The organism is Sphingomonas faeni (genome assembly GCF_024273235.1).
In the GTDB taxonomy this organism is placed as follows: domain Bacteria; phylum Pseudomonadota; class Alphaproteobacteria; order Sphingomonadales; family Sphingomonadaceae; genus Sphingomonas; species Sphingomonas faeni_A.
Map to the genome: position 1 here is coordinate 106265 of NZ_JANBVH010000011.1, position 22885 is coordinate 129149.

Consider the following 22885-nt stretch of genomic DNA (forward strand, 5'->3'; position numbering starts at 1 on the left):
TTCCGCTGGAGCGACGCGTGGTGCGAGGTCGATGCCGGGTCGGAGTACCGAACACGGGTACGGATACGGATACGGACACGGATACGGACACGGATACGGACACGGATACGGATACGGATACCGGTTCGTATGCTTAAGCGACGAACAATTACCGATGTGGAGGTATCGCCGGTGTAATCCTGCCACGGCAAGCCCCGTCGCCCGCCGTCTCCCATTCCCGCCCCCAACCCCGTCATCCCAGCGAAAGCTGGGATCTCCCCGATCGGGTCGCAACACTCGCCAACAGGCATACCCCAGCTTCCGCTGGGGCGACGCGTGGTGCGAGGTCGATGCCGGGTCGGAGTGCCGAAGACAGGCAAGGATACGGACACGGATACGGATACGGTTCGCCGCCGACGAACAATTACCGACGTCGAGGATATCGCCCAGACAACCCTGTCACGGCAAGCCAGCACAGCCGCCCGTCGCTTCAGCTAATCGCGCAGGCTGTCCTACATCACCCCAATATGCCAGCGTCGGATCATGATCCAAGCAGTCCTCCCCCACCGCAGCGCTGAAAGACGTCGACCGGACCTGAGCGCCGATCGAGCAACGCCCGAGGCTGCCCCGATCAACCAAAACGACCGCACCTCCGAACGCAACCACGCCGCATCCAAGCCACCGAGACGCCCCCGAGAAACACCCCGCGAAATGCTGCGCGAGCGTCTATACTTCCTATACTTCACTTTTCCCGCATGACCGCCGCCGCCACCAGAATCGCCACGCTCGACGTCATCCGCGGCGTTGCGGTCATGGGCATTCTCGCCGCCAACATCGCCGCGTTCGGCTTTCCGGACTTCGCCTATATGTCGCCGGCCTCGATGGGCGCGCCGAGCCTTGCCGACACGATCGCCTGGACCGCCAACTTCATCGTCATCGACGGCAAGATGCGCGGGCTGTTCTCGGTGTTGTTCGGGGCGTCGATGCTGCTGGTCATCGACGGCGCGCGCGCGCAGGGCGACGAAGCCGCAGCAGTGCATTTTCCGCGGATGGCGTGGCTCGCCGTGTTCGGTGCGATCCATATCTATCTGATCTGGTGGGGCGATATCCTGCTGCACTATGCGATCGTCGGCTGCGTGGCGTTCATGTTCAACCGCCTGCCGACGCGTCTGCTGGTGCTGATCGGGCTGATGTTCGTCGCATTGCAGGTGATCCAGTCCGTCCTGCTCGCGGGCTATGCGTTCGACCTGCGCGCCACGGCCTCAGCCCCCCACGCGACCGCCCGCGCGTTGGCGAACTGGCAGAGTTTCGCGGCAAACTTCGGTGGCCCCACGCAGCAGGAAATCACCCGCCAGATCGCGATCGGGCGAGGCAGCTACGCCGATCTCGTTGCGCACCGCTGGTCCGATCAGGTCGATCCGGCGAGCGTGATCGTGGCGGTCGGCGCCGAGACGCTGGGCTATATGCTGCTCGGCATGGCGGGATTGCGGTCGGGGTTTTTGATCGGCGCATGGTCGCACCACGCGTATCGCACGATCGCGATCGTCTGCGTCGGCCTGGGCTGGATCGCCTATGCAGCGATCGCGACGGTCGAGATCGGGCATGGTTTCGATCCCCGCTATGTCCTGCTGTCGTGGATCACGCTGGCGACGCCGGTGCGTCCGATCCTGATCCTCGGCTATGCCGCGTCGATCATCGTGCTGGCCCGGCCCGGCGGCTGGCTGACCACGCGGATCGCGGCCGCGGGGCGCACGGCGTTCTCCAATTATATCGGCACGTCGCTGGTCTGCACGACGCTGTTCTACGGCTATGGCGTCGGCCTGTTCGGCCATCTGACGCGCGCGCAACTCTATATCGTCGTGGCGGTGGTATGGATCGGGATGCTCGGATGGTCGAAGCCATGGCTCGATCGCTTCCGCTATGGCCCGCTCGAATGGCTGTGGCGGAGCCTCGCACGGTATGAGTGGCAGCCGATGCGTGGTTCGGCGATTACGACCAGCCGATGACGCTATTTGCGAATAAGACGCAAAAAGAGCTTGCGAGTGGTTCGCATTATCCGTATCCCGGGCTCACAGCTAGGGAGTTCCCATGGTCGTCTGCGTTTGCAATGCCATACGAGAATCCGACGTTCGCAACTGCGCACGCGGCGGTTGCACCACACCCTGCCAAGCTTTCCGTTCGATGGGCCGCCAGCCCAAATGCGGCCAGTGCACATCGGTAGCGCGAGCGATTATCAATGAGGAACGCGCTGCTGCATAAGCGTCGCAACAGCTAAGAAACCGCAGAAATCCGCCATTTTTTGGGTTGCGGTTGCGATATCGCCGGCGCTACATGGTCGTCAGAGGTGACGGAGATATGGCCATGCGCGGCGACCCCCAAGTAATCGACTATCTGAACGAGGCGCTCAAGAACGAGCTGACCGCGGTCAACCAATATTGGCTCCATTACCGGATGCTCGAGCATTGGGGCGTCTACAAGCTCGCCCAGTACGAGCGGATGGAGTCGATCGACGAGATGAAGCACGCCGACTGGTTGTCGGAGCGCATCCTGTTCCTCGATGGCCTGCCGAACTTCCAGCTGCTCGGCCGCCTCCGCATCGGCGAGACCGTCGAGGAGGTCCTGAAGTCGGATCTGGCGCTCGAAGTCGAGGCGACGGTCCAGCTCAAGGGCGCGATCTCGTACTGCGAAGAGGTCAAGGATTATATCAGCCGCGACCTGTTCGCGCGCATCCTCGCCAGCGAGGAAGAGCATGTCGACACGCTCGAACGCCAGTTCGAGATGATCGCGCGGATGGGTATCCACAACTACATCCATCTGAACTCGATCTCGGAGCATGATTCGCCCAAGGCGGGCGCGGCGCCGTATCTGAAGGGGTGAGCTACGGGCGATGCCGGTGAGTCGGTATCGCCTGCCTCACTGGGACGCTCGATCCTCCCCCGCCAGGGGGAGGTGGCGCCGTAGGTGACGGAGGGGGAGGACACGGAGCAGCGGTTTCGCTTACCGCACCCTCCGTCAGGCTGTCGCCTGCCACCTCCCCCTGGCGGGGGAGGATCGAGTTTCCCTAGTCTTCGCCGAACCCGGTCGGGATGGCGCGACGACCGAAACCACCGCCAGCGACCGGCTTGCGCGCCACGATCGGATTGGCTTCGCGCTCCAGCAACGTCAGCGTCTCGACGAACAGCGGCCGCAACTGGACGATGTGCTCGAGCGCTTCTTCGGGCGTATCCTGCATCTCGACGCAATCGCGCGCGATCACTTCGATCGCCTCGGCAAGGTCCGCCAGCGGTTCGGCCCCGAACTGCCGCGCTTCGCCCTTCAGCGTATGCGCCGGGATCACCATCGCCGCCGCGTTGAGCGACCGCATCGCCGCCTCGATCGCGGCAACCGACTTCACGCCGTCCTCGCGGAAATAGCCCAGGATACGGACGAACCCCGCACCCAGCTCACTCCGCGCCTGCGAATATGCCGGCCAGTTGATCAAGGTGCTTCCTTCGAACGACAAGTCGCCTTCTCCTGTTGAGCAATAGCGCCATGAAGATTTGAACAGCATCTTACCCGTTTCAGGTAAACACACTGTTGTCATACTACCGACAAGTTACGACAAAGGTCCGGTAAAATTCATCCAAAATGATATCTACCGTCGCGTCGGCCGCCTCGGCGACCGCGGCGAGTTCGGTCGGCGCCTGCGGATCGTCCGCCAGAACCTCGACCCGCCGCGCGCCGTCACGCAGCGCGCGGGCGAGCCGCACCGCCGGCCAAGGGCAGCGCATACCCCGGGCGTCGATCCGAACCACGCCGGACGCCGCCGCTTAATTGCCGCCGCCGCCCCTGCCATTGTCGTCGTACGGGTTCTTCGGCGCGCGGAACATCAGGCGGACCGGAACCGCGCCGAACCCGAGGTCCTTGCGCATCGAATTGACCAGATAGCGCTCGTAGCTCGCCGGCAGCTGATCGACGCGCGTGCCGAAGATGACGAAGCTGGGTGGGCGAGTCTTGACCTGCGTGACGTAGCGCATCTTGATCCGCTTGCCGCCTGGGGCCGGTGGTGGCGTCGCCTCGATCGCGCGCTCGAACCAGCGGTTGAGCTCGCCGGTGCCGACCCGCTTCGACCATGCGTCGCGGGTGTCGAAACACGCCTGCAGCAACTGGTCGATGCCCTTGCCGGTCGCGCCCGACACCGTCATCACCGTGACGCCCTTGACCTGGGACAGGCCGTCTTCGAGCGCGCGCTTAACGCCGTTGAACAGCGACGAGGCGCTCTCGGCGATATCCCATTTGTTGAGCGCGATGACGAGCGCGCGGCCCTCCTGCAGCACCTTGTCGGCGATGCGGAGATCCTGCGCCTCGAGGCCGAGCGTCGCGTCGAGCAGCAGCACGACGACCTCGGCGAAGTCGACTGCGTGGAGCGCGTCCTCGACCGACATCTTCTCGAGCTTGTCCTGCACCTTGGCGCGCTTGCGCATCCCGGCGGTGTCGATCAGGCGGACTTTGCGCGCTTCGCCACCGGTCGGGTGCCAGTCGTAGTCGACGCTGATCGAATCGCGGGTGATGCCCGCCTCGGGGCCGGTGATCATGCGGTCTTCGCCGAGGATGCGGTTGACAAGCGTCGACTTGCCCGCGTTCGGACGGCCGACGATCGCGAGCTTCAACGGGCCTTCATATTCGTTGTCGGGATCTTCCTCGGGTAGCTCTTCCTTGCCTTCGAGCAGCGGGAGCAGGCCTTCGAACAGATCGCCCATGCCTTCGCCGTGTTCGGCCGAGAGCTGGACCGGGTCGCCGAAGCCGAGCGCGAGCGATTCGAGGATGCCGTCTTCGCCCGCGCGGCCCTCGGCCTTGTTGGCGACGAGGATGACGGGGACGTCGGCGGTGCGCAGCCAGCGCGCGATCTCCTCGTCGAGCGGGACGATGCCGGCGCGCGCGTCGAACAGGAACAGCGCGACGTCGGCCTGCGCGACGGCCGCCTCGGTCTGCTGGCGCATCCGGCCGGGCAGCGTCTGCGCGTCGTGATCTTCGTAGCCGGCGGTATCGATGATGCGGAATTCGAGGCCGATCAGCGACGCGTCGCCCTCGCGGCGGTCACGCGTGACGCCGGGCCGGTCGTCGACCAGCGCGAGCTTCTTGCCGACGAGGCGGTTGAACAGGGTCGACTTGCCGACATTTGGGCGGCCGACGATCGCGACCACGGGGAGTTTGGACATGTGGGGGCCTTAGCGCGTGTCGCGGCAAAGGTCACCTATGTCCCTCGCCCCTCCGGGGAGAGGGAGGGAGGAGCGCAGCGACGGAAGGGTGAGGGGGAGTTTGGGCCCGCTCCCGAGCCTCACTCCCCTCACGCTTCCCAGCGCAAGTGCGCCGGGCCCCTTCCCTCTCCCCGGCGGGGAGAGGGAGTATACGTCACCGGTAGGCGGTGACCTTTCCCTTCTGGTCGAGCGTGTAGAGCGTCGAGTTCGCCACGATCGGGGGCAGCGAGAACGGCGTCTTCGTTTCGATCGTCGAACTCACCGTGCCGTCGGTCGGCGAGACGAAATTGATCTCGCCGCGCGAATTGGTGAGGACCAGGCGGTTGCCGGCGAGGATCGGACCGAACCAGGTGATCGCGTTGCTGCGCTTCTTCTCGTTCTGGAAGCGGGGCAGCTGGGCGATCCAGCGGGCCTTGCCGTTCGAACGCGACAGGCAGACGAGACGCGCGTCGTCGGTGACCACGAACAGCCATTCGCCCGCGATCCACGGCGTCGAGATGCCCGCGAAATTCTGCTCCCACAGGCGCTGACCGGTCGACAGCTCGAGCGCGACCATGCGGCCACCCTGCCCGACCGCATAGACGCGGCCGCCGTCGATCACCGGTGCGGCATCGATGTCCGACAGGCTCGACACCGAGGTGGTCACCGAGGTGCGCGACAGCGCGTCCTGCCACAGGATACGGCCGTTCTCGTAGCGATAGGCGCTGAGTTCGCCGCTGGAGAAGCCGGCGACCACGGTGCCCTGGCTGACCGCGGGAGCCGCGACGCCGAAGACGCCCTGCGTTTCGAGCGTGCCCGACTGGACCCACTGGACCTTGCCGTCGGCCTGGTTGAGCGAGAAGACCTGGTTGTCCTGCGTCAGGACGTAGACCGCGCCGTTCGCGACGGTCGGCGAGCCACGGAGCGGCGCACCGGGCTTGGCCCGCCACAGGATCGCGCCATCAGCCGCGTTCATCGCGACGACGTCACCGACACCGTCGGTGGCATACAGCTTGCCGTCGTCATAGCTGACCCCGCCGCCGAAGCGTGCCGCACTGTTCAGCTTGCCCTCGGTAATGCCCGCGCTCCAGAGCGCAGCACCGGTATCGGCGGCAAACGCATGGACCGTCGCGGTGACATCGGTCACGAACAGCTTGTTGTCCGCAATAACCGGTGCCGCGCCGAGCCGCTGGCGGTTCGAGCCGCCGTCGATCGACGCCTGCCACGCCCGCTGGGGCTGATCGCCTAGCGCGAGCTGGCCCATCGACTTTGCCGGGTTGCCGCCGGGCTGGGTCCAGGCGTCGTTGACGGCGGGGGCGGGCAGCAGGACCTGGACGTCGGCGATCGTCTTGTCGGTCTCGACCTCGTTCTCCGAGACCAGAATGGAGACGCGGTCGCCGACGGTCGGCGTCTTTTTCACGCCACCCTTGAAGATTCCGCAACCGCTGAGCGCCACGAGCGCGGCGACGGCGACCGTCACCCGATATGTCTTCATCATTGCGCCTTGGTATCCTCGTTTGATGCAGCCGGAGTGATCACCCTGGCAGTAGCTCCCGTGCTGGCACCCGCACTGGCAACAGCGTCCACACCCAGTACGCCGGCCATCTGAACCGCGCGTTGACGGATCGTCTCCGGCACGCCGGTATCGCGCGCGATCTGGCCGAACAAGGTCCCCGCCTGCTGACGCTGGTTCATGCGGAGATAGGAGATCGCGACCATCTCGCCCGCGCTGCCGAGCCACGGACCACCGGGGACGGCGAGCGGACGAAGCCGCTCGACGACGACCTGCGGCTTCAGCGTGTCGAACTCGGCCGACGTCTGGCGAACGAGTGCGAGATCGCGGAACGGCTTGGCCAGCGACGTGTCCGCGGCGATCGCACCGAGCTTGGCAGCTGCGCCCTTCAGGTCGTCCTTCTGGAGCAGGACGTCGGCCTGCGTGAACAGCGCCAGCGCGCGGTAGCCGTCGCGGTTCGACTTGGCGAGTTCGGCGAGCGGCTTGGCTGCGGCCGCGGCGTTGTTGGCGCCGAGCGAGTCGTAGGCGGCCTGAAGCTGCTCACCCTCGACGCCGGCCGCTTCGCCATTGTGATGCTGCCAGTAAAGGAAGCCGGCCAGTGCGGCGAGCGCGGCGACGACGCCGATCGCGACCCAGATACCCCAGTTCGTCCAGAACCCGGCGAGTTTGTCGCGACGGAGTTCTTCGTCGACCTCGCGCAGGAATGCTTCATCGGTTTTCGGCGGGAGGGCCAAGGACAACTCCGGAATATTGGGGGGATGGACGGCGCGGACCTTAGCCGCGCCGGGACCGAAACGGAAGCGGATCAATCCTTGGGCGCGTAGACCTGCTCGGGCCCCGGGAATGTGCGCGATCGGACATCGTCCGCATAGGTCTGCGTCGCGGACGAGATCGTGTCGGCGATATCCGCGAACCGCTTCACGAACTTCGCGGTACGCTCGAACATGCCGAGCATGTCCTCGGTTACCAGCACCTGGCCGTCGCACTGCGCCGAAGCACCGATGCCGATCGTCGGGCAGGACACGGTGTTGGTGATCTCGATCGCGATCGGCTCGACCACGCCCTCGATCACCAGCGCGAAGGCGCCCGCCTCGGCGATGCCCTGCGCATCGGCGACGATCTTGGCGGCTTCCTCGGGCGTGCGACCGCGGGCGCCGTAGCCCCCGAGCACGTTGACCGCCTGCGGGGTGAGGCCGACATGACCCATCACCGGAATGCCGCGCTCGGTGAGGAACTTGACGGTCGGCGCCATCGCGGTGCCGCCTTCGAGCTTTACCGCCGCCGCGCCGGTCTGCTTGAGCAACCATGCCGCGCTCTCGAATGCCTTTTCGGGCGACGCCTCATAGCTGCCGAACGGCATGTCGATGACGACGACCGCGTGATAGCTCCCCCGCACCACCGCCGCGCCGTGGGCGGCCATCATCTCCAGCGTGACGGGCACGGTCGATGGCAGGCCGTAGATCACCTGCCCCAGGCTGTCGCCGACGAGCAGCATGTCGCAATGCGGATCGAGCAACTGCGCCGTGCGAACCGTGTAGGCGGTGAGCATGACGAGCGGCGTCTTGCCCTTCTGGCGGCGGATCGCGGGGATCGTCAGCCGCTTCAGCGGGGCCGGCGTGGGGTTTGCGCGACTCGTCGCGGTGTCGAGGGTGTAGGTCGTGGACATGGCGATGCTACTAGCGCGCGCGTCGGGGCTCGCCCAGCCTTCGGATCATCGGCCCGGGAGCGATCAAACCGCCCATCCCTTCTGCCGGGCATGGCCGACGAGCCAGAGCGTGAACGCCGCGATCCCGACGACGACCAGGGGCAATACGAGCGTCTCGCCGGCGCCCTTGCGCGCGACGATATCGGTCGATGCGAACAGCCAGCCGAACTGCACGATCGTGGCACCCAGCGATGCGATCAGGAACGGTCGGGCACTGGCACGGCGCATGAACAACAGCACGGCGCCGATCAGGCCGGACAGGACCGCGACGGCAAACAGCGGAACGTACCAGTTGGGTAGGGCCGCATAGAGCGCCCGGTCATAGGCACTCGCCCTCCCCATGGCATCGGCGCCGAGCCGCACCTGTTGCAGGAACATGAAGCAGCCGATGAGCGCCCAGGCGACGAGGGCGCCCGTGGTCAGCCGAAACCACAAAGGCCCCTGTCGTACGAAGAACATGCCACCACCCTTGTTAACCCGGCCCGATTTGTCTGAGCCTATTGCTTTAGATCAACAGACTGCGCTTCGAAGGGGCTGCGTGCAAGGGGATGGCGTCGGACGCGCGTCGAGACCGCGTAAGCAGGTCGATTGCGCCGAACCGGAGAGACATCGGGAGCTTCCGACTGCGATGCCTCTCCGGGCCGTATCCCGCTCTATAAAACGCCAAACCTGAACGCGCCGTGACGACCGATCAGGGGTGACGATCAGAACGACCGCGAGACGGTCAGGCCATAGGTGCGCGGATCACCGGGCTGGCCGACGATCAGGCCGGTGCTGCCCGACTGGAGTGCGAGCACTTCGTAATAGTTCTCGTCGAACGCGTTGCGGAGCCAGCCGAAGACGTTCCAGCTGTCCTTCGTCTTGAACCCTAAGCGGAAGTTGCTCAGCGCATAGCCGTTGATGTCGGTATAGGCCGAGCGCGACGGGTTGGACGAGAAGGTCGACCGGTAGCTGCCGTCATAACCAAGATAAAGCTGGCCATCGAGACCGGCGAGCGTTGCCGGCAGATCGTATTCCGCACCGTAGGAGAAGGCCCATTTCGACACGCCGGGCAGGCGCTGGCCGGAGATGTCGCAGTTCTGCGGGCTGATCCCGCCGGCGGTGCCGGGAGCGCTCGGCGTCTGGCCAGCGGTCGCGGTGGTGCCGCCGGACAGTTCGGGCGGGCACGGCGCATCGACGAACTTCACGTATTTCGCGTCGGTGTAGGCGCCGTTCGCGTAGAAACTGAACCGGTCGGTGGGGCGGAACGCCGAGTCGAATTCGAGACCGCGGGTGCGGACCTTGCCGGCATTGGCGAGATAGCCGCGCAGTACGCCGAGCTGGCCGTTGGTGACGGTCGCCTGGTAATCGCTGATCTCGGTCCAGAACCCCGCGAGGTTCAGGGTAACCCGGCGGTCTAGGAACTGAGTCTTGAGCCCCAATTCGAAATGGTTCACCTTTTCGGGCTTCACCGTCGCGGCCGAGAGGATCGGGTTGTTGCTGCCGTCGAGCGGCAGGCCGGACAGGTTGATGCCGCCCGACTTGTAGCTCCGCGCGTAGGTCGCATAGGCGTGAATGTCGGAGGTCACGGTGTAGGCGGCCGTGATATCCCCCGACAGGTTCCAGTTGTCGAAATCGGGCTGATAGCTCTGCGGCGCGAGCACGCCGCGCTGGTCCGCGGTCAGCGCCGTGCCAGAGCCGTTGGTGACGACCGAGACATAATCGCCCTTCTTCTTGTCGTAGTTGAGCCGCAGGCCCGGCGCGATCTGGAACCGGTCGCTGACGTTCCAGGTCAGCTTACCGAACAGCGCCGCGCTGGTGTTCTTGAAGCCGATCGTGTTGCGTGCGGTCAGGCCGTTCAACGTCGCCGGATTGCGCCCGCCCGCGCTGGTCGGGTTGAGCAGGAACGCACTCGCCGCCGGCCTCTGCACCTGAAGCCCCTGCGTATCGATCGTCTGGTAGAAATAGAACGCGCCGAGCACGTAATCGAGCGTGTGCCTGCCGTTCGAGGCGATCCGCAGTTCTTGGCTATACTGGGTCTGCTGCGACGGGTTGGCGGAGACGGTGGTGATCGGCAGGCCGATGAAATCGCGGTCGTTCGACGGATCCCAGTTCCAGAACCGCCACGCGCTGACCGAGGTGATCGTCGACGCGCCGAGATCCAGATTGCCGAGCAGAGACACGCCGCCCAGTTCCTGCTTCGCGCGCAACGGCGTATCGACGTCGGTCACCCGGTCGAACGCGTTTGTCGATGGCACGACATAACCTTGTGCGGCGGCGAGGGCGGCATATTGGCGGTTGAGCGGCCGCTGCGTCGCGCCGGTCCGCGCGTAATATTGCACGCAGCAATTCGGGTTCTGCTGGCCGTAGTCACCTGACAGAGCGAGATCGAGCGTGTCGGTCGGCTTCCAGTAGAGCTGTCCGCGCACGCTCTTATTGTCCTGTGCGTTCAGATCCTTGCCGGTCACGACATTGTGGATCGTGCCGTCGCGCTCGGTCACCGATGCCGACAGTCGGATTGCGAGCTTGTCGGGGATCAGCGGGCCCGACACCGACGCCTTGGCCTGGACGAACTGGTAGTTGCCGGTGGTCAGTTCGATCCGCGCCTCGGGCGTGAAACTGGGCTTGCGCGTCGTGATGTTGATCGCGCCGGCGGTGGTGTTCTTGCCGTAGAGCGTGCCTTGGGGCCCGCGGAGGACTTCGATCCGCTCGGTATCGGTGAAGTCGAACGTCGCCGAGGCGATCCGGCTGTAATAGACCTGGTCGACATAGATGCCGACGCCCTGCTCGATCCCGTCGTTGGTCAGGCCGAACGGTGCACCGAGACCGCGGATGTTGGCGGCGGAATTGCGCGGATTGGTGGAATAGAATTGCAGCGTCGGCTGGAGCTGCGTGAGGCGGCTGACATTGTACGCGCCGGTCTCGGCAAGCGCGGTGCCGCCGATGACGGACATCGCGATCGGGACGGTCTGGATCGTCTCTGCGCGACGGCGTGCGGTGACGACGATGTCGCCGCCGCCCTGTTGCTGATTGCCGAGACGACCATTGGCCGGCTCGGGCGCCTGATCCCCGGCGGGCGTCTGCGGGGTTGCCGGTGGCGGCGGGACGGTAGCGGCCTGACCGGCGAGCAACAGCGCGAGCGTAAGCGACATGAATTTTTTCCCCTGAACCTCGGCGCGCAAAGTCTACCGATTTGGGGGATATTCAATGCGAGCTTGTCTTTGGGGGTGGAAAGAGTGGCTTCGTGGCGCTCGTGCCAGGCTTCAAAAGAGACGAGCTGCGTGAAATCTGTCACCCCGGACTGGTTCCGGGGTGACGGAAGGAAACAGGACGGCTTGCGACAGACACCGGCCACGTTCCTCCCCCGCCAGGGGGAGGTGGCGCCGAAGGTGACGGAGGGGGAGGATACGGAACGAAGGTTGGCGCTTACCTCCCCCTCCGTCTGGCAAGGGCCAGACACCTCCCCCTGGCGGGGGAGGATCGAAGGTCAGACCAGGCGGCTCTGCTTCACCGCGGCTTCGATGAAGCTGGCGAACAGGGGGTGCGGGTCGAAGGGCTTGGACTTCAGTTCGGGGTGGAACTGGACGCCGACGAACCAGGGATGGTCGGGGCGTTCGACGATCTCGGGGAGCGTGCCGTCGGGGGACATGCCGGAGAAGACGAGGCCGCCCTGTTCGAGCGCTTCCTTATACCCCGTGTTGACCTCGTAACGGTGACGATGGCGTTCCGAGATTTCAGTGCCGCCATAGATCGAGGCCACCACGCTGTTGCCGGTCAGCTTCGCGTCATACGCGCCGAGCCGCATCGTGCCGCCCATGTCGCCTTCGGCCGCCCGCGTTTCGAGGCCTTCGCGGCCCATCCATTCGGTGATCATGCCGACCACCGGCTCGTCGGTCGGGCCGAACTCGGTCGACGACGCATTGGGGATCCCGGCGAGATCGCGCGCGCCCTCGACGCAGGCCATCTGCATGCCGAAGCAGATGCCGAAATAGGGAATCTTCCGTTCGCGCGCGAACTTCACCGACGCGATCTTGCCCTCCGCGCCACGCTCACCGAACGCGCCGGGAACGAGGATCGCGTCGCACGGCTCCAACTGGCCGGCAATGTCGCTCTCGGCGTTCTCGAACAGCTCGGCGTCGATCCAGCGGACGTTGACCTTCACGCGATTCGCGATGCCGCCATGGACCAAAGCCTCGTTGAGCGACTTGTACGCGTCCTGGAGCCCAACATATTTGCCGACCACGCCGATCGTGACTTCGCCTTGCGGATTGGTCAGGCGGTCCATGATCTCGGTCCAGCGCGACAGGTCGGGTGCCTCGGCGGGTTCGATACCGAACGCGCGCAGCACTTCGATGTCGAGGCCTTCGCCGTGATACTGGAGCGGCACCGCGTAGATGCTCTTCGCGTCGAGCGCGGGGATGACGGCGCTGGCGGGGACGTTGCAGAACAGCGCGATCTTGGCGCGCTCCGATGGCGGCAGCGGATGTTCGCAGCGGCAGACGAGCACGTCGGGCTGAACGCCGAGCGCGGCGAGTTCGCGGACCGAATGCTGGGTCGGCTTGGTCTTCAGTTCGCCAGCGGCGGCGATGTACGGCACCAGGGTTACGTGGATACTGATCGCGTTGCCGCGGCCTTCCTCGTTCTTGAGCTGGCGAATCGCCTCGATGAACGGCAGCGATTCGATATCGCCGACGGTGCCGCCGATCTCGCAGAGGATGAAATCGATGCCGTCGGTTTCGGCGCGGGCGAACGCCTTGATCGCGTCGGTGACGTGCGGGATGACCTGCACGGTGGCGCCGAGATAATCGCCGCGACGCTCGCGCGTGATGATCTGCTGATAGATGCGACCAGACGTGACGTTGTCCGACTGGCGCGAGGGAACGCCGGTGAAGCGCTCGTAATGGCCGAGGTCGAGATCGGTCTCGGCGCCGTCGTCGGTGACGTACACCTCGCCGTGCTGATACGGCGACATCGTGCCGGGATCGACGTTAAGATACGGATCAAACTTCCGAATCCTGACGCTGTAACCGCGTGCCTGAAGGAGGGCGGCAAGCGATGCCGCCATGAGACCTTTACCGAGCGACGAAACCACGCCCCCGGTGATGAAAATGTACCGAGCCATGGGAAGAGTCTCGTAGCGTGTGTTGGGGACGAACGACAAGCGCCCGCGGATCACGCGGGGCGCATTTATCGGCGAATGGAGTGTTTAGTTGGCTAGCGGGACCGCGCCGTTGTCGGCCGGAGCCGTGGTACCAGCGGGAACGCCGGCGTTTTCACCGCCACCGGCGAACGGTGCGGCGTCGCCCTTCGGCTGTGCGGTCGGGACGGCCGTTGCCGCCGCGGGGGTGCGGGCGAGCGAGGTGTCGATCGTGGTCGTCCGGTGATTCGCCGCGAGGACCGCGAGCAGGATCGAGAACAGCACGAACATCGTCGCGAGGACGCCGGTCGCGCGGGTCAGGAAATCGGCCGCGCCGCGGGCCGACATCAGGCCCGACGGGCTACCGCCCATGCCCAGACCGCCGCCTTCCGACCGCTGCATGAGGATCACCGTGACGAGGGCGGCCGCGATGATCGCGTGGATGACGAGCAGGAAGGCGAACATTGCGCGGAAAACCCCGGAACTTTTGCGAAGGCGCGCACATAGGCGACACCGCGGCTTCGATCAACCGGGCGATCAACCGGATCGGGGGCACGGCATATCGCATGCCGCGTGCGAAACTACGGAAACAAGCCGTGCGGGCAGGCGTTGTGAACCCGTAATGACGCTCATGACTGGGTATCGTGCATATAAATTCAGATGGCGGATCAACGCTGTGGCATCAATGGCAGCCAATACCTTATCGACCTGGATGACCGCTCTGGTGGATTATGTCCGCTCGGGCGAACCCGATCTGACCAATCGTCAGATGGCATTGCTTCTGCTCGTTTACCTTAAACCCGGGCCGCATACGGTGCGCGGCCTCGCCCGTGCGCTGAACGTATCGAAGCCGGTCGTCACGCGCGCCTTGAACAGATTGGGTGCCCTCGGCTATCTGCGCCGGCAACGCGACGACAGCGACAAGCGCAACATCTTCGTCGCGCGCACGACCGAAGGGGCAGATTTTCTTGAAGAGTTCGGGCAATTCATCGGCGACGGCCCCGCCCCCAACGATGCTGGCGCCGGCTCAAACGGCCGTACCCCCGCTCACGCTTGAGCCATTCGACGACAAGGCCCGTACGAGCTTTTCGCTGACGGGCCGTTCGGTGGATCTGGACCCGCGCACGCATGCGGTTCGGCGCGATATCGCCGACATTCGGTTGGCCGAATACGTATTCGCTCCACACTATGCCGTGCCGATGATACGGGCCGTCGCGCGCACAGCTTTGTTGCGCAGTGAACGAGACGAAGCGAGCGATACGATGGTCGACCTCAACCCCGGCGACAGTTTCGAAGTGTTGGAGATTGCTGGCGTTTCCGCATGGGGCGTCGCGCGGCCAAGCGGTCTGGTCGGCTATGTCGAGACTGCGGCGCTCGATCTGCCGGCCGATCTGCCAGCGGACGCAGCATGACCAGCGTCTTCATCGACGGCGCCGTCGGCACCACCGGCCTCGAAATCCGCGATCGGCTTGCCGGACGGAGCGATATCTCGATTGCGTTGCTGGCCGAGGATCGCCGCAAGGATCCGGCGGCACGGCGCGAGGCCTTGAACGATGCCGATTTCGTCATCCTCTGCTTGCCCGACGACGCGGCGCGCGAGGCGGTAGCCCTGATCGACAACTCGCGAACCCGCGTGATCGACGCGTCGAGCGCGCACCGCGTCGCTGCGGGTTGGACCTACGGCTTCCCCGAGCTGCCAGGTCAGGCCGAGAAGATCGCCAGCGCCGCTCGGGTCGCGAACCCGGGTTGTTATCCCACCGGCTTCCTCGCGCTCGTCGCGCCGCTGGTTTCCGCCGGACTGATCCCCGCCGATCTTCCGCTGAGCATCAACGCGACCTCGGGCTATTCGGGCGGCGGCAAGGCGATGATCGCCGAGTTTGAGGCCGGTGGCTCGACCACCGCGTTCCGCGCCTATGCGCTCGGCCTCGCGCACAAGCACATCGCCGAGATGACGCAGCATGCGGGCCTGACCCACGCACCGATCTTCGCGCCCGCGGTGGCCAACGCCTATCGCGGCATGGTCGTCGAGGTCCCGCTTCATCTCCACGCCCTGCCCGGCCGCCCGACCCTCGCGGCGATCGAGGACGTCTTGCGCGCGGCGTTCGACGGCGCGACGCTCGTGACGGTGGCGCCCGGCGACATCGGCGCGATCGATATCGAGGAGAATGCAGGGACCGACCGGCTCACGCTGCGGGTCTGCGGCAACGATTCGGTCGGCCATGCACGGCTGGTCGCGACGCTCGACAATCTGGGCAAGGGCGCCGGCGGTGCCGCGGTCCAGAACCTCAACATCATGGCCGGGGTCGACCCGGTCGCCGGCCTGGTTTTCTGAACCGGCCAGTTCCAGGAGCTTTCATGCACCGTAATCCCGTAGCCAAGCTGCTCCTGTTCGGCGCGACCGGCGATCTCGCGCAGCGCATGCTGCTGCCGTCGCTCTATGGCCTGCACGCCGACGGCCTGCTGCCCGAGGACCTGACGATCACCGGCGCTGCGCGTCACGAGCATGACGACAAGGATTACCGCAAGTTCGCCAAGAAGGCGCTCGACGAGTTCCTGCCCGAGGATCGCAAGGACGAAGCTGCGATCGGGACGTTCCTCGACCGGCTGTTCTATCAGGCGACCGACCTGTCGGATCCCGCCGCGTTCCAACCACTGGCGGACAAGATCGGCGATATCTCCGGCGGCCTCGCAATCTACCTCTCGACCGCGCCGTCGCTCTTCGAATCGGCGATCGAAGGGCTGCACAAGGTCGGCCTTGCCGGCGAGACGGTCCGCGTCGGGCTGGAAAAGCCGCTCGGCTACGATCTGGAGACGAGCCGCGAGATCAACGACGCGGTGGCGAAGGCCTTCCCGGAAGACCGGACCTATCGGATCGATCATTACCTCGGCAAGGAAACCGTCCAGAACATCCTCGCGCTGCGCTTCGGCAACTCGTTCTTCGAGCCAGTCTGGAATGCGCAGGGCATCGACAACGTCCAGATCACGATCTCCGAGACGGTCGGGCTGGAGGAGCGCGCGGGCTATTACGAGAACGCCGGCGCGCTGCGCGACATGGTCCAGAACCATATGCTGCAACTGCTCGCGCTGATTGCGATGGAGCCGCCCGCACGGTTCGAAGGCACCGACGTGCGCGACGAAAAATCGAAGGTCTTCCGTTCGCTGCGCCTGATCAAGCCCGAGGAAGTGCCCAACGTCACGGTCACCGGCCAATATGGCGAAGGCGCGGTGAAGGGGAAGTTCGTCAAGAGCTACTCCGACGAACTCGGCGAGGCCTCGAACACCGAGACGTTCGTCGCGATCAAGGCGCATGTCGACAATTGGCGCTGGCGCGGCGTGCCCTTCTATCTGCGCACCGGCAAGCGCATGGCCGCGCGCCGCAGCGAGATCGCGATCCAGTTCAAGTCGGTACCGCATTCGATGTTCGCCGGGCGTGGCGGGTTGTTGCAGCCCAACATGCTGATCATCCGCCTGCAGCCGGAGGAATATGTCCAGTTGCTGGTTATGGCGAAGGAGCCGGGTCTCGACCGCGACGGCGTCCGCCTGCGCGAAGTGCCACTGAACCTCAGCATGGACGCCGAGTTCGCCGGCACGCGTCGGCGGATCGCGTATGAACGCCTGCTGCTCGACCTGATCGAGGGCGACCAGACGCTGTTCGTGCGCCGCGACGAGGTCGAGGCGCAATGGACCTGGATCGACGCGATCCGCGAGGGCTGGAAGGCGAACGCGATGAAGCCCAAAAGCTATCCGTCGGGTAGCTGGGGTCCGTCCGCGGCGATCGCACTGACCGAGCGCGACGGCGTGACCTGGCAGGACGACTGAGTTTGGTTTCTTCCGTTCGTCCCGAGTAGCCTTCGAGCGAAGCCGAGAAGGCGTATCGAGGGATCGGCCCGATTGTGGCATTGTACCTCGATACGGGATCTCGACTTCGCTCGATCCCTACTCGGCACGAACGGCATTTTTGACAGCAATTTTCTGAGTGAGTTCAAATATATGACCGAAATCGAATGGTGGGATTACGAGGATTCCGACGAGCTCGCCAACGCAGTCGCGGGCGATATCCAGTTCGTCATCGAGAGTGCGCTCGACGCGCGCGGCTCGGCGGTGATCGCGCTCGCGGGCGGCAAGACGCCGTTCGCCGCGTATGAAAAGCTCGCCCAGGCCAAGCTCGACTGGAAGAAGGTCACGATCATTCCCGGCGACGAGCGGATCGTGAAGCTCGGCGATCCGCTGTCCAACGTGACGGCGCTGGCGAAGATCTTCCTCCCCAAGGGCGCGCGCGTGAAGCCGATCGTTCCCGAGGCGATGTCGGACTATAAGGCTGCGGGTCGCTCGGCGGATGCGCTCATGCAGGACCTGCACTGGCCGCTCGACTTCTGTCTGCTCGGCATGGGTGGCGACGGGCATACCGCGTCGATCTTCCCCGGCCCCGATTATGACGAGGCGCTGAGCGGTCCCAAGGAACGCCGTGCGCTCGGCGTAATGCCCGATCCGCTGCCGCCCGAAGCACCGCTAGCGCGCGTCACGCTTTCGGCGGCGGCGATCGCTTCGTCGAAGGCGCTGATGATCATGATCACCGGCGACGCGAAGAAGAAGGTGCTGGAGCAGGCGATCGAACAGGGGCCATCGTCGTCCTATCCGATCGGCCGCGTGCTCGCCGAAGTCGAGCTGCCGGTCGACGTGCACTGGGCACCGTGACCATGCTGAACGCCGTCGTCTCCGCGGTCACCGACCGGATCATCGAGCGCTCGCGTGACAGCCGCGCCGCCTATCTCGCGTTGATCGAGCGCGAGGCGGCGGCGCAGGTCCGGCGTCCGGGCCTGGGCTGCGCGAACCTCGCGCACGCCTATGCCGGGACCGAGGAAGACCGCGACGCGATGAAGGCCGATGCCGGCATGAACATCGGCATCGTCACCGCCTACAACGACATGCTGTCGGCGCACGCGGTCTATTATCGCTACCCGGAACTGATGAAGGTCTGGGCGCGCGAGGCCGGTGCGACCGCGCAGGTGGCGGGCGGCGTGCCGGCGATGTGCGACGGCGTTACGCAGGGCTATCCTGGCATGGAGCTGTCGCTGTTCAGCCGCGACACGATCGCGCTGAGCACGGCGATTGCGTTGTCGCACGGCACTTTCGAGGGTGCCGCTTTGCTCGGCATCTGCGACAAGATCGTGCCGGGCCTGCTGATGGGTGCGCTGCGCTTCGGGCATCTGCCGATGGTGCTGATCCCCGGCGGGCCGATGCCGACCGGCTTGCCGAACAAGGCGAAGGCCGCCGTCCGCGAGAAGTTCGCGGAAGGGTTGGTCGGGCGCGACGAGCTGCTCGAAGCCGAGATCGGCGCGTATCATTCGAAGGGCACGTGCACCTTCTACGGCACGGCGAACACCAACCAGATGATGATGGAGGTCATGGGCCTCCACATGCCCGGCGCGGCGTTCGTCAATCCGGGCACCAAGCTGCGGCAGGAACTGACGCGGGCGGCTGTGCACCGGCTGGCGAAGATCGGCGCGCGCGGCGATTCGTACCGGCCGCTGGGGCATTGCGTCGACGAGAAGGCGATCGTGAACGCCGCGGTCGGGCTGCTCGCGACCGGCGGCTCGACCAACCATCTGCTCCACGTTCCGGCGATCGCTCGTGCGGCCGGGATCATCATCGACTGGGAGGATTTCGACCGCCTCTCCTGCGCGATACCGCTGATCGCGCGCGTTTATCCCAATGGCTCGGCCGACGTGAACGCGTTCGAGGCGGCCGGCGGCATGCCCTATGTGATCCGCGAACTGCTCGGCGAAGGGCTGTTGCACGGCGACATCATGACGATCGGCGGCGACGACCTGTCCGCCTATGCGAAGACCGCGGTCGTCGAAGGCGACACACTCGCCTGGCGCGATACGCCGGACAGCGGCGACGAGACGATCCTGCGCCCTGCGACCGCGCCGTTCTCGCCGGATGGCGGGATGCGGATTCTCGCGGGCAATATCGGCCGTGCGTGCATCAAGGTGTCCGCGGTCGAGCGCGAGCGCTGGATCGTCGAGGCGCCCGCGATGGTGTTCGACGACCAGCTCGACGTGATCGAGGCGTTCAAGCGCGGTGAGCTGGAGAAGGACGTCGTGGTCGTCGTCCGCTTCCAGGGGCCGCGCGCGAACGGGATGCCGGAACTGCACAAGCTGACGCCGCCGCTGGGGGTGTTGCAGAACCGCGGGTTCAAGGTGGCGCTGGTCACCGATGGGCGGATGTCGGGCGCGAGCGGAAAAGTGCCGTGCGCGATCCATTGCTCGCCGGAAGCGCTGCTCGATGGCGCGATCGGGTTGATCCGCGATGGCGACATGATCCGGGTGGATGCGATGAATGGCACGCTGGAGGCCTTGGTCGATGCGGACGTGTGGGCGACGCGCCAGATGGAGGCGACGCCGCCGCCGGTGAGCGGGATGGGTCGCGAGCTGTTCGGCATGTTCCGCGGGCTGGCCGACGAAGCCGAGAAGGGTGCGTCGGCAATGCTGGCTGGGGCTGGGCTTTAGAGCGTCACACGCGCCGCCGTCGTCTTGGCCACACCCCCGTCATCCCGGCGAAAGCCGGGACCTCACTCCACGAGGACGGACTATGCGGCTTGAGATCCCAGCTTTCGCTGGGATGACGGAGGTGGCGGTAATGATAAAATCGGACGGAGGATGACATGGAAATCGTAGCGGCAGATATCGGCGGGACACATGCGCGCTTCGCGATCGCCGAGGTCGAGAACGGTCGCGTCGTGTCGCTCGGCGAGCCGGCGACGCTGAAGACCGCGGACCATGCGTCGCTCCAGACCGCGTACCAGGCGTTCGAGGCGGGCCTCGGTCGCCCCCTCCCCCGCGCGCTGGGGATCGCGGTCGCGTCGCCGGTCGCGAACGACGTCATCCGGCTGACCAACAACCCGTGGATCATCCGCAAGTCGTTGATCACCGAGCGGCTGAAGGCCGACCAGTGGGTGGTCGTCAACGATTTCGGCGCGGTCGGCCATGCCGTGGCGCAGGTGCCGAGCAGCGACTTCATCCACCTCTGCGGCCCCGATACGCCGCTGCCGTCCGAGGGGATCACGACGATCTGCGGCCCCGGCACCGGGCTCGGCGTCGCGCAGTTGCTGCGGCGAAAGAACGGTTATCAGGTCCTCGAAACCGAGGGCGGGCATATGGACTTTGCCCCGCTCGACGGGATCGAGGACGCGTTGCTCAAGCGGCTGCGCAAGACCTTCACGCGCGTCTCGGCCGAGCGTGTCGTCGCCGGGCCCGGCATCGTCGCGATCTACGAAACGCTCGCCGCGCTAGAGGGCCGCGCGGTCCCCAGCCATGACGACAAGACGATCTGGACCGAAGCGATCGACGGCACCGATTCGATCGCGCTCGCCGCGCTCGACCGGTTCTGCCTCGCACTCGGCGCGGTCGCGGGCGATCTCGCTCTCGCACAGGGCGCCAAGGCGGTCGTGATCGCGGGCGGCCTCGGCTTCCGGATCAAGGATCGCCTGATCCGCTCGGGCTTCGACCAGCGGTTCGTGGCCAAGGGTCGTTTCCAGACGATGATGGCGGCGATGCCCGTCAAGCTCATCACCCATCCCCAGCCCGGCCTGTTCGGCGCCGCGGCCGCCTTCGCACAGGAACATACCCAATGACCGCAACCCCCTCGCCCACCATTGCCGACATCATGCAGACCAGCGCCGTCATCCCCGTGCTGGTGATCGAGAACGCCGCGCTCGCCCGTCCGCTTGCCGAGGCGCTGGTCGCCGGCGGTCTGCGCGTGCTCGAAGTGACGCTGCGCACCGGCGCCGCACTTGAAGCCATCGCCGAGATGAAGAAGGTACCGGGCGCGATCGTCGGCGCGGGCACCGTGGTGAACACGCAGCAGTTCGCGCAGGTCCGCGATGCGGGCGCGGAGTTCATCGTCTCGCCGGGGCTGACCGAACGCCTCGCCACGCCGATCATCGAGAGCGGCATCCCGTTCCTGCCGGGGATCGCCAACGCGGCGGACATCATGACCGGGCTCGACTTGGGGCTAACGCACTTCAAGTTCTTCCCGGCCGAGGCGAATGGCGGGTTGAAGGCGCTTAAGGCGCTGGCGGCACCGTTCTATCAGTGCAGCTTCTGCCCGACCGGCGGGATCACCGAGGCGAGTGCGCCCGAATGGCTCGCGTTCAAGCCGGTGCTGTGCGTGGGCGGGAGCTGGGTGACCGGCGGCACGATGGCCGAGATCGAGATCAAGGCGCGCGCGGCTAACGCGCTGCGGGGCTGATCTTCTTCACCCCTCCCTGGAAGGGAGGGGCCGGGGGTGGGTCGGCCGCTTGGCGGGCATGTCGGCAATTGCACGCCGACCCACCGTCCGGCCCCCCTCCCTTCCAGGGAGGGGAGCCGGACGGTGGCTACATCTCGCCGCGGGCTTTGCGGATGGCGTACCATTTCTTCACGTTGGCGTTGTGCTCTTCCAGCGTGTTGGCGAACACGTGACCGCCGGTGCCGTCTGCTACGAAGTAGAGCGCTTTCGTCTGCGCCGGGTTCAGCACCGCGTCGATCGAGGCGCGGCCCGGATTGGCGATCGGTCCGATCGGCAGGCCGGCTTCGGCATAGGTGTTGTAGCCGTTCTTCGCATGCAGTTCCGACCGCAGGATACGACGGCCCAGCGGGCGGCCCTTGGTGATCGGATAGATCACGGTCGGGTCGGCCTGGAGCGGCATGCCGTTGCGGAGACGGTTGCCGTAGACCGCAGCCACAGTGCGGCGTTCGGACGGCTTGCCTGTTTCCTTCTCGACGATCGAGGCGAGGATAATCGCCTGTTGTGGCGTGCTCACCGCGATACCGGGTTTGCGCGCCGCCCATGCCTTGGCGAGGTAAGTCTTCATCGCCGACTGCATCTGCGCGACCACCGCCGCGCGCGTGTCGCCGCGCTCGAACGCATAGCTGTCGGGCAGGATCGAGCCTTCCGCGGGGACGGGCACGGTGCCGGTCAGCCCCTCCGCCTTCATCAGCGCGTCGTGGACCAGGACCGAGGGATAGCCTTCGGGGACGACTACGAGCCGCTGGACGACCTTGCCGCCCTGCATGAGTTTCAGGATGTCGGACTGGCTGGCGTGTGCGGGGATCTGGTATTCGCCCGCCTTGATCGGATCGCCCGAGCCGAAGACGCGCGCGTAGAGGCGAAACCGGGTGGCGGACCGGATCGCACCGGCCTTTTCGAGTTCGACCGCCGCCGCGGCCAGACTTGCGCCTTGGGGAACCTGAACCGCCAGCGCGCGCGGCGCTGGCCCCGCACCGCCCCAGCCTTGCACGACCAGAAATAGCGCGACGACAGCGGCGAGGCCGATAATCAGTCCGAAACAGCCGACCTTGCGCATCGTCACC

General features: G+C 65.8%; 22 protein-coding genes. 11 read left to right on the forward strand and 11 right to left on the reverse strand.

Going from position 1 to position 22885, the window contains the following annotated elements; all coding sequences use genetic code 11:
- Positions 1–734: 734 nt before the first annotated feature.
- The 3 genes from NLI89_RS08255 (at position 735) to bfr (ending at position 2856) form a co-directional block, all read left to right on the forward strand.
- Positions 735–1985 (forward strand): DUF418 domain-containing protein, encoded by a 1251-nt coding sequence (locus NLI89_RS08255; protein WP_254686594.1) that lies wholly within the window; start codon positions 735–737, stop codon positions 1983–1985.
- 82 nt (positions 1986–2067) lie between these two features.
- Positions 2068–2238 (forward strand): (2Fe-2S)-binding protein, encoded by a 171-nt coding sequence (locus NLI89_RS08260; protein ID WP_248523161.1) that lies wholly within the window; start codon positions 2068–2070, stop codon positions 2236–2238.
- Positions 2239–2340: 102 nt separating this feature from the next.
- Positions 2341–2856 carry a bacterioferritin gene (bfr, locus tag NLI89_RS08265; RefSeq protein WP_254686595.1) on the forward strand — a complete coding sequence of 172 codons (516 nt, stop codon included), beginning with the start codon at positions 2341–2343 and terminating at the stop codon, positions 2854–2856.
- A gap of 184 nt (positions 2857–3040) precedes the next feature.
- On the opposite strand, the gene NLI89_RS08270 is transcribed toward bfr, so the two are convergent.
- The 10 genes from NLI89_RS08270 to secG all read right to left on the reverse strand — a co-directional run bounded on the left by NLI89_RS08270 (position 3041) and on the right by secG (position 13994).
- Positions 3041–3481 carry an Hpt domain-containing protein gene (locus NLI89_RS08270; protein WP_254686596.1) on the reverse strand — a complete coding sequence of 147 codons (441 nt, stop codon included), beginning with the start codon at positions 3479–3481 and terminating at the stop codon, positions 3041–3043.
- Between the two features lie 82 nt (positions 3482–3563).
- Positions 3564–3773, reverse strand: coding sequence for a sulfurtransferase TusA family protein (locus tag NLI89_RS08275; protein ID WP_368077254.1), 210 nt, complete (start codon positions 3771–3773; stop codon positions 3564–3566).
- Positions 3774–3788: 15 nt separating this feature from the next.
- Positions 3789–5177 (reverse strand): ribosome biogenesis GTPase Der, encoded by a 1389-nt coding sequence (gene der / locus NLI89_RS08280; RefSeq protein ID WP_254686597.1) that lies wholly within the window; start codon positions 5175–5177, stop codon positions 3789–3791.
- A gap of 193 nt (positions 5178–5370) precedes the next feature.
- Complete coding sequence (locus NLI89_RS08285; RefSeq protein WP_248523153.1) at positions 5371–6693, reverse strand: outer membrane protein assembly factor BamB family protein; 1323 nt, start codon at positions 6691–6693, stop codon at positions 5371–5373.
- A complete protein-coding gene (locus tag NLI89_RS08290; RefSeq protein ID WP_254686598.1) occupies positions 6690–7442 on the reverse strand; it encodes a tetratricopeptide repeat protein in 753 nt (250 codons plus the stop codon). Before NLI89_RS08290 ends, NLI89_RS08285 begins: the two co-directional genes overlap by 4 nt.
- A gap of 71 nt (positions 7443–7513) precedes the next feature.
- Complete coding sequence (panB, locus tag NLI89_RS08295; RefSeq protein WP_254686599.1) at positions 7514–8374, reverse strand: 3-methyl-2-oxobutanoate hydroxymethyltransferase; 861 nt, start codon at positions 8372–8374, stop codon at positions 7514–7516.
- A 63-nt stretch (positions 8375–8437) separates the two neighbouring features.
- On the reverse strand, positions 8438–8872 hold the full coding sequence (locus NLI89_RS08300) for a hypothetical protein (RefSeq protein WP_254686600.1): 435 nt from the start codon (positions 8870–8872) through the stop codon (positions 8438–8440).
- 245 nt (positions 8873–9117) lie between these two features.
- A complete protein-coding gene (locus tag NLI89_RS08305; protein WP_254686601.1) occupies positions 9118–11544 on the reverse strand; it encodes a TonB-dependent receptor in 2427 nt (808 codons plus the stop codon).
- A 335-nt stretch (positions 11545–11879) separates the two neighbouring features.
- Positions 11880–13514: a CTP synthase gene (locus tag NLI89_RS08310; RefSeq protein WP_254686602.1), complete on the reverse strand. Its 1635-nt coding sequence runs from the start codon at positions 13512–13514 to the stop codon at positions 11880–11882.
- Between the two features lie 84 nt (positions 13515–13598).
- Positions 13599–13994, reverse strand: coding sequence for a preprotein translocase subunit SecG (gene secG / locus NLI89_RS08315; protein ID WP_254686603.1), 396 nt, complete (start codon positions 13992–13994; stop codon positions 13599–13601).
- A gap of 247 nt (positions 13995–14241) precedes the next feature.
- On the opposite strand from secG, the gene NLI89_RS08320 reads away from it, so the two are divergent.
- From NLI89_RS08320 to eda, 8 genes are all read left to right on the forward strand, one after another.
- Positions 14242–14586 (forward strand): MarR family transcriptional regulator, encoded by a 345-nt coding sequence (locus tag NLI89_RS08320; RefSeq protein WP_254686617.1) that lies wholly within the window; start codon positions 14242–14244, stop codon positions 14584–14586.
- Positions 14543–14941: an SH3 domain-containing protein gene (locus NLI89_RS08325; protein WP_254686604.1), complete on the forward strand. Its 399-nt coding sequence runs from the start codon at positions 14543–14545 to the stop codon at positions 14939–14941. Before NLI89_RS08320 ends, NLI89_RS08325 begins: the two co-directional genes overlap by 44 nt.
- Entirely contained in the window at positions 14938–15861 is a 924-nt protein-coding gene (gene argC / locus NLI89_RS08330; RefSeq protein ID WP_254686605.1) for an N-acetyl-gamma-glutamyl-phosphate reductase, read from the forward strand. The genes NLI89_RS08325 and argC overlap by 4 nt, the downstream gene beginning before the upstream one ends.
- Positions 15862–15884: 23 nt before the next feature.
- Entirely contained in the window at positions 15885–17348 is a 1464-nt protein-coding gene (gene zwf / locus NLI89_RS08335) for a glucose-6-phosphate dehydrogenase (RefSeq protein WP_254686606.1), read from the forward strand.
- A 171-nt stretch (positions 17349–17519) separates the two neighbouring features.
- Positions 17520–18224, forward strand: a complete 705-nt coding sequence (gene pgl / locus NLI89_RS08340) for a 6-phosphogluconolactonase (protein ID WP_132739130.1) — start codon at positions 17520–17522, stop codon at positions 18222–18224.
- Positions 18225–18226: 2 nt separating this feature from the next.
- Positions 18227–20041, forward strand: a complete 1815-nt coding sequence (gene edd / locus NLI89_RS08345; RefSeq protein WP_254686607.1) for a phosphogluconate dehydratase — start codon at positions 18227–18229, stop codon at positions 20039–20041.
- A 155-nt stretch (positions 20042–20196) separates the two neighbouring features.
- Positions 20197–21165 (forward strand): glucokinase, encoded by a 969-nt coding sequence (gene glk, locus NLI89_RS08350; protein ID WP_254686608.1) that lies wholly within the window; start codon positions 20197–20199, stop codon positions 21163–21165.
- Positions 21162–21782 carry a bifunctional 4-hydroxy-2-oxoglutarate aldolase/2-dehydro-3-deoxy-phosphogluconate aldolase gene (eda, locus tag NLI89_RS08355; RefSeq protein ID WP_254686609.1) on the forward strand — a complete coding sequence of 207 codons (621 nt, stop codon included), beginning with the start codon at positions 21162–21164 and terminating at the stop codon, positions 21780–21782. Before glk ends, eda begins: the two co-directional genes overlap by 4 nt.
- 127 nt (positions 21783–21909) lie before the next feature.
- Here eda and mltG read toward each other — a convergent pair whose 3' ends face one another.
- A complete protein-coding gene (mltG, locus tag NLI89_RS08360; protein WP_254686618.1) occupies positions 21910–22878 on the reverse strand; it encodes an endolytic transglycosylase MltG in 969 nt (322 codons plus the stop codon).
- Between the last annotated feature and the right edge of the window lie 7 nt (positions 22879–22885).

What these genes read in the sequence shown, in the direction of transcription:
- glk (WP_254686608.1), top strand. Translation starts at nt 20,197, where the DNA reads ATGGAAATCGTAGCGGCAGATATCGGCGGGACACATGCGCGCTTCGCG.
- NLI89_RS08300 (WP_254686600.1), bottom strand. Translation starts at nt 8,872, where the DNA reads ATGTTCTTCGTACGACAGGGGCCTTTGTGGTTTCGGCTGACCACGGGC.
- NLI89_RS08310 (WP_254686602.1), bottom strand. Translation starts at nt 13,514, where the DNA reads ATGGCTCGGTACATTTTCATCACCGGGGGCGTGGTTTCGTCGCTCGGT.
- NLI89_RS08325 (WP_254686604.1), top strand. Translation starts at nt 14,543, where the DNA reads ATGCTGGCGCCGGCTCAAACGGCCGTACCCCCGCTCACGCTTGAGCCA.
- argC (WP_254686605.1), top strand. Translation starts at nt 14,938, where the DNA reads ATGACCAGCGTCTTCATCGACGGCGCCGTCGGCACCACCGGCCTCGAA.
- zwf (WP_254686606.1), top strand. Translation starts at nt 15,885, where the DNA reads ATGCACCGTAATCCCGTAGCCAAGCTGCTCCTGTTCGGCGCGACCGGC.
- NLI89_RS08260 (WP_248523161.1), top strand. Translation starts at nt 2,068, where the DNA reads ATGGTCGTCTGCGTTTGCAATGCCATACGAGAATCCGACGTTCGCAAC.
- NLI89_RS08320 (WP_254686617.1), top strand. Translation starts at nt 14,242, where the DNA reads ATGACCGCTCTGGTGGATTATGTCCGCTCGGGCGAACCCGATCTGACC.
- secG (WP_254686603.1), bottom strand. Translation starts at nt 13,994, where the DNA reads ATGTTCGCCTTCCTGCTCGTCATCCACGCGATCATCGCGGCCGCCCTC.
- mltG (WP_254686618.1), bottom strand. Translation starts at nt 22,878, where the DNA reads ATGCGCAAGGTCGGCTGTTTCGGACTGATTATCGGCCTCGCCGCTGTC.
- panB (WP_254686599.1), bottom strand. Translation starts at nt 8,374, where the DNA reads ATGTCCACGACCTACACCCTCGACACCGCGACGAGTCGCGCAAACCCC.
- eda (WP_254686609.1), top strand. Translation starts at nt 21,162, where the DNA reads ATGACCGCAACCCCCTCGCCCACCATTGCCGACATCATGCAGACCAGC.
- edd (WP_254686607.1), top strand. Translation starts at nt 18,227, where the DNA reads ATGCTGAACGCCGTCGTCTCCGCGGTCACCGACCGGATCATCGAGCGC.
- NLI89_RS08285 (WP_248523153.1), bottom strand. Translation starts at nt 6,693, where the DNA reads ATGATGAAGACATATCGGGTGACGGTCGCCGTCGCCGCGCTCGTGGCG.
- pgl (WP_132739130.1), top strand. Translation starts at nt 17,520, where the DNA reads ATGACCGAAATCGAATGGTGGGATTACGAGGATTCCGACGAGCTCGCC.
- bfr (WP_254686595.1), top strand. Translation starts at nt 2,341, where the DNA reads ATGCGCGGCGACCCCCAAGTAATCGACTATCTGAACGAGGCGCTCAAG.
- der (WP_254686597.1), bottom strand. Translation starts at nt 5,177, where the DNA reads ATGTCCAAACTCCCCGTGGTCGCGATCGTCGGCCGCCCAAATGTCGGC.
- NLI89_RS08305 (WP_254686601.1), bottom strand. Translation starts at nt 11,544, where the DNA reads ATGTCGCTTACGCTCGCGCTGTTGCTCGCCGGTCAGGCCGCTACCGTC.
- NLI89_RS08255 (WP_254686594.1), top strand. Translation starts at nt 735, where the DNA reads ATGACCGCCGCCGCCACCAGAATCGCCACGCTCGACGTCATCCGCGGC.